General features: G+C 56.6%; 10 protein-coding genes, 1 tRNA gene and 1 pseudogene. 11 read left to right on the top strand and 1 reads right to left on the bottom strand.

The annotated features are described in order from the left end of the window. The 3 genes and pseudogenes from carB to DBR00_RS15570 form a co-directional block, all read left to right on the top strand. Positions 1-642: pseudogene (gene carB, locus DBR00_RS21140) on the top strand (carbamoyl phosphate synthase large subunit); the annotation flags it as partial. Beyond that, entirely contained in the window at positions 639-1115 is a 477-nt protein-coding gene (gene greA / locus DBR00_RS15575) for a transcription elongation factor GreA (RefSeq protein WP_108490542.1), read from the top strand. The pseudogene carB and the gene greA, both read left to right, overlap by 4 nt. After that, on the top strand, positions 1087-1533 hold the full coding sequence (locus tag DBR00_RS15570) for a DUF4149 domain-containing protein (RefSeq protein WP_108490543.1): 447 nt from the start codon (positions 1087-1089) through the stop codon (positions 1531-1533). The genes greA and DBR00_RS15570 overlap by 29 nt, the downstream gene beginning before the upstream one ends. Before the next feature lie 48 nt (positions 1534-1581). On the opposite strand, the gene yhbY is transcribed toward DBR00_RS15570, so the two are convergent. Further along, a complete protein-coding gene (yhbY, locus tag DBR00_RS15565) occupies positions 1582-1893 on the bottom strand; it encodes a ribosome assembly RNA-binding protein YhbY (RefSeq protein WP_108489543.1) in 312 nt (103 codons plus the stop codon). A 103-nt stretch (positions 1894-1996) separates the two neighbouring features. On the opposite strand from yhbY, the gene rlmE reads away from it, so the two are divergent. From rlmE to rimP, 8 genes are all read left to right on the top strand, one after another. Then, positions 1997-2620: a 23S rRNA (uridine(2552)-2'-O)-methyltransferase RlmE gene (gene rlmE, locus DBR00_RS15560; protein ID WP_108489544.1), complete on the top strand. Its 624-nt coding sequence runs from the start codon at positions 1997-1999 to the stop codon at positions 2618-2620. A 181-nt stretch (positions 2621-2801) separates the two neighbouring features. Beyond that, positions 2802-4718 carry an ATP-dependent zinc metalloprotease FtsH gene (gene ftsH / locus DBR00_RS15555; protein WP_108489545.1) on the top strand — a complete coding sequence of 639 codons (1917 nt, stop codon included), beginning with the start codon at positions 2802-2804 and terminating at the stop codon, positions 4716-4718. Between the two features lie 8 nt (positions 4719-4726). After that, a complete protein-coding gene (gene folP, locus DBR00_RS15550) occupies positions 4727-5578 on the top strand; it encodes a dihydropteroate synthase (RefSeq protein WP_108489546.1) in 852 nt (283 codons plus the stop codon). Between the two features lie 18 nt (positions 5579-5596). Continuing rightward, on the top strand, positions 5597-6934 hold the full coding sequence (glmM, locus tag DBR00_RS15545) for a phosphoglucosamine mutase (RefSeq protein WP_108489547.1): 1338 nt from the start codon (positions 5597-5599) through the stop codon (positions 6932-6934). Positions 6935-6999: 65 nt separating this feature from the next. Then, the gene (tpiA, locus tag DBR00_RS15540) at positions 7000-7755 is read left to right on the top strand and encodes a triose-phosphate isomerase (RefSeq protein ID WP_108489548.1); all 756 of its coding nucleotides are present in this window, start codon (positions 7000-7002) and stop codon (positions 7753-7755) included. Between the two features lie 4 nt (positions 7756-7759). Further along, complete coding sequence (gene secG, locus DBR00_RS15535; protein ID WP_108489549.1) at positions 7760-8143, top strand: preprotein translocase subunit SecG; 384 nt, start codon at positions 7760-7762, stop codon at positions 8141-8143. A 32-nt stretch (positions 8144-8175) separates the two neighbouring features. Then, positions 8176-8261 (top strand) — tRNA-Leu (locus DBR00_RS15530). Between the two features lie 301 nt (positions 8262-8562). After that, positions 8563-9024 (top strand): ribosome maturation factor RimP, encoded by a 462-nt coding sequence (rimP, locus tag DBR00_RS15525; RefSeq protein ID WP_108489550.1) that lies wholly within the window; start codon positions 8563-8565, stop codon positions 9022-9024. The last annotated feature ends 102 nt before the right edge of the window (positions 9025-9126 follow it).

Here is a 9126-nt window from a genome sequence, read left to right as displayed (position 1 = left end):
GCCAAGGTGGCTGCCCGCGTTATGGCGGGCAAGAGCCTGGCTGAAGCGGGTTACACCCAGGAAATCATCCCGCCGTATTTCAGCGTCAAGGAAGCGGTATTCCCGTTCGCCAAGTTCCCAGGTGTCGACCCGATTCTCGGTCCAGAGATGAAATCCACCGGTGAAGTGATGGGGGTCGGTGATACCTTCGGTGAAGCCTTCGCCAAGGCCCAGCTGGGCGCCAGCGAAATTCTGCCGAACTCTGGTTGTGCCTTCATCAGTGTGCGTGACGACGACAAGCCGCTGGTGGCGGACGTGGCCCGTGACCTGATCGGTCTGGGCTTTGAAGTGGTCGCCACTGCCGGCACCGCCAAGCTGATTGAGGCGGCTGGCTTGCCAGTGCGTCGTGTAAACAAGGTGACCGAAGGCCGTCCGCATGTGGTCGACATGATCAAGAATGACGAAGTCACCCTGATCATCAACACCACCGAAGGCCGTCAGTCCATCGCTGACTCCTACTCCATCCGTCGTAACGCTCTGCAGCACAAGATCTACTGCACCACCACCATCGCGGCGGGGCAGGCGATCTGCGAGGCGCTGAAATTCGGTCCCGAGAAGACCGTGCGCCGGCTGCAGGATCTGCATGCAGGAATCAAGGCATGACCAAATACCCCATGACCGTTCAGGGCGCACGCGCCCTGGAAGAAGAGCTGGCGCATTTGACCAAGGTGGTGCGCCCCAAGCTCAGTCAGGACATCGGCACGGCGCGCGAGCTGGGTGACCTCAAGGAGAACGCCGAATACCACGCCGCACGCGAGCAGCAGGGCATGGTTGAGGCGCGTATCCGTGACATTGAGGGGCGTCTGCAGAATGCGGTGATCATTGACGTCACCACTATTGAGCACACCGGCAAGGTGATTTTCGGTACCACTGTGGAGATCGCTAACTGCGAGACCGATGAAAGTGTGGTCTACCAGATCGTTGGTGAAGACGAGGCGGACATCAAGCAACGCAAAATTTCCGTTGGCTCACCCATCGCGCGTGCTTTGATCGGCAAGAACGAAGGGGATGTGGTGGTCGTGCAGACGCCCAGTGGCGCGCTCGAATATGAGATCGTCGAGGTTCGCCATCTCTAAGCCCGGTGCGCGGGATGCCGGTGCAATCAGCTGGCTGCTTGCCCAGACACTCTGGGTTGGCGGCCTGTGGTTGCTGCATTTTTTGTTGCTGCCTGCGATTGGCAAGATGGGGCTGGCGTCGTTGCTGGTAGAAGAAATCAGTAATACCCTGCGCCCATTGTTGGTCGGTCTGAGCGCTAGCTGCGTGGCCGTGCAGGTGCTGGTTTTATTGCGTGCGGGGCGATTGAGCAGTCTTTGGCGTGATATGCGCGGTCAGCTACTGCTGATTGTGGCGGTTATGGCCGGTAGTTATTTTGCAGTGCGCCTGCTGTTGCCGGAGCCTGAACTCTGGTTGATGTTCAGTTACTTGGTGATGGCATTCTGTGGTTTGTTGCTGGTGTTGCAGCCGGTGCCGGATCGATTGCGACGCAAGCACTAGTCTGGGCAGTGCATGGCAAGACGTTGTGCGCCTTGCCATGCATATGCATCAGCCCTGGTGGCGATGCACGTTGGACAGGTTCTTGTTCACCTTGGGGTTCTTGCGGTAGATCAGTGCCATCTTGCCGATCACCTGTACGGTCTCGGCATTGCCGGCTTTGCACAGCTCGCTGATGGCGGCCAGGCGATCTTCACGTTCGATGATGCGTAATTGCACTTTAATCAGTTCATGATCGCTCAGTGCGCGCTCCAGTTCAGCCAGCACACCTTCGGTCAAACCATTGTCTGCCACGATCAATACAGGCTTCAGGTGGTGGCCGATAGATTTGAATTGTTTCTTCTGCTCTTGAGTGAGCGGCATAATCTGATTCCTGCATTTAATCTGGTAAAAAACGGCAGTTAGTTTACCCGAGCGTCCTCGGGGCCGCCCAGATATTCATGCGTTGCACAGTTCGAGGTATTGCGTGGCCCGTTCCAAGACCAGTCAAGGTTGGCTGAAAGAGCATTTCAACGACCCCTACGTCAAAATGGCGCAGAAGGATGGCTATCGTTCGCGCGCCAGCTACAAGCTATTGGAGATCCAGGAGAAGGATCGCATCCTCAGGCCTGGTATCACTGTAGTCGATCTGGGTGCGGCCCCTGGAGGTTGGTCGCAGGTCACCAGTCGGGTGATCGGTGACAAAGGTCGCCTGATCGCGTCAGATATTCTGGAGATGGACAGCATCCCTGATGTCACTTTCATTCAGGGCGACTTTACTGATGATGCGGTGTTTGCCCGGATACTCGACGCCATCGGGGATAATCAGGTGGACCTTGTGATTTCCGATATGGCCCCCAATATGAGTGGTGTAAGGGAGTCGGATCAGCCGCGCGCCATGTACTTGTGTGAGTTGGCTCTGGATCTGTCGGCGCGAGTCTTGCGGCCCGGTGGTGACTTTCTGATCAAGATCTTCCAGGGCGAAGGTTTCGACCAGTACCACAAACAGGTGCGCCAGATGTTCGATAAGGTGCAGATGCGCAAGCCGCTTTCTTCGCGCGATCGCTCGCGTGAGCAGTATTTGTTGGCGCGTGGTTTCCGCGGCATTTGATGGTTAGCGCTGAGATAGCGGTTTGTTTCTGGGTCTTGTGGTCCTGGAACAAATAAAGGGTTACAGACGGCGTCTGCCAGGAGTGGGCGTTGTGTAGTAAGTTAGATCGGTACATAACTGGTCGTCATGCGAAGTGCGCTTCGGCACGGGGCCTGCTTCAGAGGGTAGTTAATTGAACGACATGGCAAAGAATCTGGTCCTGTGGCTGATCATCGCCGCTGTCTTGGTGACGGTGATGAACAATTTCTCCAGCCCGAGTGAGTCGAACAAACTCAACTACTCGGAGTTTATCCAGCAGGTTCAGGGCGGTAGCGTCAAGCGCGTGACCGTGGATGGTTTCACCATCAGTGGCACGCGTATCGATGGTTCGCCGTTCGAGACTGTGCGTCCGGCGATTCAGGACAACGGTCTGATCAAGGACTTGATGGACAACAACGTCGAGATCGTCGGCAAGCAGCCTGAGCAGCAAAGCATCTGGACCCAGTTGTTGGTTGCCAGCTTCCCGATCCTGGTGATTATTGCCGTGTTCATGTTCTTCATGCGCCAGATGCAAGGCGGTGCGGGCGGTAAGGGTGGGCCGATGAGCTTCGGCAAGTCCAAGGCGCGTCTACTCTCCGAGGATCAGGTCAAGACCACCTTCGCTGACGTCGCTGGTTGCGACGAGGCCAAGGAGGAAGTCAGCGAGCTGGTTGAATTTCTACGTGATCCAGGCAAGTTCCAGCGCCTCGGCGGTCGCATCCCGCGCGGCGTGCTGATGGTTGGTTCGCCAGGTACCGGTAAAACATTGCTTGCCAAGGCTGTTGCCGGCGAAGCCAAAGTGCCGTTCTTCACCATTTCGGGTTCGGACTTTGTCGAGATGTTCGTCGGTGTCGGTGCCAGTCGTGTGCGTGACATGTTCGAGCAGGCCAAGAAGCACGCACCCTGCATCATCTTTATCGATGAGATCGACGCTGTAGGTCGCCATCGTGGTGCTGGCATGGGTGGCGGTCACGATGAGCGTGAGCAGACTCTCAACCAGCTACTGGTAGAGATGGACGGCTTTGAAATGAACGACGGCATCATCGTGATTGCCGCCACCAACCGCCCTGATGTGCTTGATCCGGCGCTGTTGCGTCCTGGTCGTTTCGACCGTCAGGTGGTAGTGGGGTTGCCGGATATCCGTGGTCGCGAGCAGATTCTGAAAGTGCATATGCGCAAGGTGCCGATGGGCGAAGACGTTGCTCCGGCCGTGATCGCTCGTGGCACCCCCGGCTTCTCGGGTGCTGATCTGGCCAATCTGGTCAACGAGGCTTCACTCTTTGCTGCGCGTGCAGGCAAGCGGTTGGTCGAGATGAAAGAGTTCGAGCTGGCCAAAGACAAGATCATGATGGGTGCCGAGCGCAAGACCATGGTCATGTCCGATAAGGAGAAGCTCAACACGGCGTACCATGAGGCCGGTCACGCCATCGTTGGTCGTTTGGTGCCTGAGCATGATCCGGTCTACAAGGTTTCGATCATCCCCCGCGGTCGTGCCCTGGGCGTGACCATGTTCCTCCCAGAGGAGGATCGCTACAGCCTTTCCAAGCGTGCGCTGATCAGTCAGATCTGCTCGTTGTTCGGCGGTCGTATTGCCGAAGAAATGACCCTTGGCTTTGATGGCGTAACTACGGGGGCTTCCAACGACATCATGCGCGCCACTCAGTTGGCTAAGAACATGGTGACCAAGTGGGGCTTGTCTGAGAAGCTTGGTCCACTGATGTATGCGGAAGAAGAGGGTGAGGTGTTTCTGGGGCGCAGCATGGGAAGCCAGCAGAGCAACGTCTCGGCAGATACCGCCAAGCTGATTGATCTGGAAGTGCGCAGCATCATTGATGAGTGCTATGGCACTGCCAAGCGTCTGTTGCAGGAAAATCGCGACAAGCTTGATGCCATGGCGGAAGCGCTGATGAAGTACGAAACCATCGACGCCGAGCAGATCGAAGACATCATGAAGGGCCTGGCTCCGCGTGATCCGAAGGGCTGGCAGGGTGGTGATGACAATAACGGCACGCCAACCGCTCCGGTTGAGATAGCCGAATCTGCGGAAAAACCCATTGGTGGCCCTGCCGCTGAGCATTAAGGTTCATCATGTCTGTTGTTCCTACCTTTAACCGGCTGCCCTGTGGCAGCCGGTTTCTTGATTTAAGCCGTCCGCAAGTGATGGGCATCCTCAACGTTACCCCAGACTCCTTCTCTGATGGCGGGCGCTACGGTCAGCGTGATGCGGCCTTGCGTCATGCTGAGGCGATGTGGCGGGCTGGGGCGACGCTGATTGATGTTGGGGGGGAGTCGACTCGCCCGGGTGCGTGCGCGGTCTCTCCAGTTGAGGAATTGGAGCGGGTTGCGCCGATTGTTGAGGCCATTGCTGCCGAGTTGGATGTGATTATCTCGGTGGATACGTCGACGCCAGCTGTCATGCGAGAAACCGCGCGCTTAGGGGTGGGGCTTATCAATGATGTGCGCTCACTGCAGCGTGATGGTGCTCTCGATGCGGCATTCGATAGCGGCTTGCCCGTGTGCCTGATGCACATGCGGGGTGAGCCGAGCACCATGCAGCAGGGGGCTCAGTACGCAGATATTGTAGTCGAGGTGCGTGATTTTTTGCTTGAGCGTATGGCTGCGTGCGCAGCAGCTGGGATTGTCGCTGAGCGGATCATTCTTGATCCGGGTTTTGGCTTTGCGAAAACCTTGGCGCACAATTTGTCGCTGTTCAAGCATGTCCAGGCTCTGCATGCGCTGGGCCGTCCTCTACTGGTGGGTGCTTCGCGTAAAAGCATGATTGGCAAGGTGTTGGGTCACGAGGTCGGTGAGCGCTTGTATGGCAGTCTGGCGCTGGCTGCTCTGGCTGTCAGTAAGGGAGCCCACATCCTGCGTGTGCATGATGTGGCAGAAACGGTTGATGTGGTGCGCATGATCGCCGCAGTTGAAGCGGCAGAATAAGTTAGAGGGATTGGTGGGATGGCTAGAAAATATTTTGGTACTGACGGGATCCGTGGGCGAGTGGGTGATTTTCCCATTACACCGGATTTCATGCTCAAGCTTGGCTGGGCGGCTGGCATGGCGTTCCGCAAGCAGGGCAAGTGCCGCATCCTGATCGGCAAGGACACGCGAATTTCCGGCTATATGTTTGAGTCGGCCCTGGAGGCGGGTTTGTCTGCGGCAGGTGCCGATGTAATGCTTTTAGGGCCAATGCCCACGCCAGCTATTGCCTACCTGACCCGCACCTTTCATGCCGAGGCCGGTATTGTTATCAGTGCTTCGCACAATCCGCACCATGACAATGGCATCAAGTTCTTCTCGGGGCAGGGCACCAAGTTGCCGGACGAGATCGAGTTGATGATCGAAGAGTTGCTCGATACGCCGATGAGTGTGGTGGAGTCCGAGCAGTTGGGTAAGGTGTCGCGGATCAATGATGCCGCTGGGCGCTATATCGAATTCTGCAAAAGTAGCGTGCCAAGCAGTACAAGCTTTGCTGGCCTTAAAGTGGTGGTGGACTGTGCGCATGGCGCTGCCTACAAGGTTGCACCGAGTGTCTTCCGTGAGTTGGGGGCGCATGTCACGGTGCTTTCGGCGCAGCCAAACGGCCTTAACATTAATGACAACTGTGGTTCTACGCATATCGAGGCGCTGCAGGCTGAGGTGTTGGCGCAGCAGGCGGACCTGGGTATCGCCTTCGATGGCGATGCGGATCGGGTGTTGATGGCCGATCACTCCGGTGCGCTGGTGGATGGTGATGAGTTACTGTTCATCATTGCTCGCGATTTGCTGGAGCGCGGCAAGCTGCAGGGTGGGGTGGTCGGTACGTTAATGAGTAATCTGGGGCTCGAATTAGCCTTGGCTGATTTGGGTATTCCCTTTGCGCGGGCCAAGGTTGGCGATCGCTATGTGATCGCCGAGCTGCTGGCGCGTAATTGGCAGTTGGGTGGCGAGAATTCCGGGCACTTGTTGTGCCTGCAGCACACCACCACGGGCGATGCGATCATCGCAGCGTTGCAAGTGCTGATGGCGCTCAAGCGTCGTGGGCAGACGTTGGGTGAGGCGCGCCTAGGTATGCAGAAGTGTCCGCAGGTGTTGGTGAATGTGCGTTTTGCCGGAGGTGTCGATCCGCTGGAGCACCCTGCCGTGCAGGAGGCCAGTGCTCGAGTGACCGAGCAGATGGCGGGGCGCGGTCGTGTGTTATTGCGCAAATCTGGGACCGAGCCCTTGGTACGTGTCATGGTTGAAGGCGATGATGAAGGCCAGGTTCGCGGCTATGCCGATGAGTTGGCTAAAGTTGTTGCGGGTGTATGTGCTTGATTCGGCTTGCCATTCGGGAATCTGTTGGGTAACATCTGCGCCCTCTTTGACCGACGAGGTAAAGCATGCGTCGCCCAATGGTTGCTGGTAACTGGAAAATGCACGGTACCCGCGCCAGCGTTGCAGAGCTGATCAACGGTCTCACTCGGCAGGCCCTGCCTGTCGGTGTGGATGTTGTGGTTTTTCCCTCTTGCGTGCATATAGCCCAGGTTGTTGATGGGCTGGCAGGCAAGGCTGTGGCAGTGGGTGCGCAGAATTGCGCGACTGAGTTGCAGCAAGGTGCTTTGACGGGTGAGGTTGCATCAAGTCAGTTGGCGGATTTGCGTTGCTCTCTGGTATTGGTGGGGCACTCTGAACGTAGGTTGCTGCTGGGCGAAAGCGATGAGGTTGTGACGCGCAAATTTGCTGTGGCGCAGTCCTCGGGCTTGCTTCCAGTGCTGTGTGTCGGCGAGACCCTGGCTCAGCGTGAAGCGGGGCAGACGCTTGAGGTGGTTGCGGCGCAGTTGTCTGCTGTGACTGATGCTTTGGGTGTCGAGGTGTTTTCCGCTGCGGTTATCGCTTATGAGCCGGTTTGGGCTATTGGCACTGGTTTGACTGCGTCGCCTGCGCAGGCGCAGGAAGTGCATGCAGCGATTCGTGCGCAGTTGGCGGCGAAAAGTCCTGAGTTGGCTGGCAAGGTAAGAATTCTTTATGGTGGCAGCGTGAAGGCCGCCAGTGCTGCCGAGTTGTTCGGTATGCCGGATATCGATGGGGGGCTTGTGGGTGGGGCCTCTCTGAATGCGGATGAGTTCGGTGCGATTTGTCGTGCCGCAGGAAGCTGAGAAAATGCTGGAAACAGTTATCGTTGTTCTTCATCTGCTGGGTGCCATTGGTGTTGTTGCGCTGGTTTTGCTGCAGCAGGGCAAGGGTGCAGATGCGGGTGCGTCTTTTGGTTCGGGTGCTTCCGCTACTGTATTTGGTAGCCAAGGTTCCTCTACCTTTTTGAGTCGAGTTACTGCTATACTCGCCACCGCTTTTTTCATGACTAGCTTAGGCTTAGCGTTCTTTGCTAAAGACAAAGCTGATGGTATGGCTCAGGTTGGTTTGCCTGATCCGGCGGTCTTGGAAGTGCAACAGGCTAAGCCAGCTGTTGAAGATGTACCTGTTCTGGATGCAGCTAAGCCGGCTAATGAAGCGGTGGACGTACCTCAGGCTCCCGAGCAGCAGTAACACTCAGTAAGTTGTATGCAAGTAATGATTTTGCCGAGGTGGTGGAATTGGTAGACACGCTACCTTGAGGTGGTAGTGGCCATAGGCTGTAGGGGTTCGAGTCCCCTCCTCGGTACCAATTTTCAGGAAGGCCCGCTCGATGCGGGCCTTCTTGTTGCTGGAACATCGATTGACCCATTGTTAGGTTCGATCGTATAATCCGGCCCCAGCTTTGATGTGGGATTGAGCAGCAAAGTCGCTCCTCGGGTGTTTAATCCGAAGCTGGCTGGATAAAACCAGTCCCCGCATTGAGTTGCAGAGGAGCCCCTTTTAAGGGGCTTTTTGCTAGCTGGATGACAGCTTTCCCGGCCTTTAGAGGACGGTTTGATGATGGGCGATTCGCCCATTTTTTATTTTTACAGCATGCGCGAGGGGTTCAGGTGTCGAGCAAGCTAGAACAGTTGCAGGCCTTGGTGGCCCCGGTAGTCGAGGCTCTTGGCTACCAATGTTGGGGTGTCGAGTTCCTGTCACAAGGGCGGCATTCTCTGCTGCGGATTTATATTGATAAGCAGCCTGACGGCGTGGTGATCGAAGACTGTGAAATTGTCAGTCGGCAGATCAGTGGTGTACTCGATGTTGAGGACCCGATCAGTGCCGAGTACACCCTTGAGGTGTCATCACCAGGGATGGATCGACCTCTGTTCACTCTTGAACAGTTCGCCGGCCACGCTGGTGAACAGGTAAAGATCAAGCTGCGCTCACCTTTTGAAGGGCGACGCAACTTTCAGGGCCTTCTGCGCGGTGTGGAAGAGCAGGACGTGGTGGTGCAGGTGGATGACCATGAATTCCTGTTGCCGATCGACATGATCGACAAGGCCAACATTATCCCCAGGTTTGATTGAGGCGCGGATCCCCCGCAAGTGGCGCGGATAGCGCGGATCCAATGGATTGCGAAAGGCGAGGCGTACGATGAGCAAAGAAGTACTGCTGGTTGTTGAGTCGGT

The organism is Pseudomonas sp. HMWF032 (genome assembly GCF_003060885.1).
Classification (GTDB): domain Bacteria; phylum Pseudomonadota; class Gammaproteobacteria; order Pseudomonadales; family Pseudomonadaceae; genus Aquipseudomonas.
The sequence above is the reverse complement of the archived record's forward strand: the minus strand, read 5'-3'. Positions and strand labels throughout refer to the sequence as shown.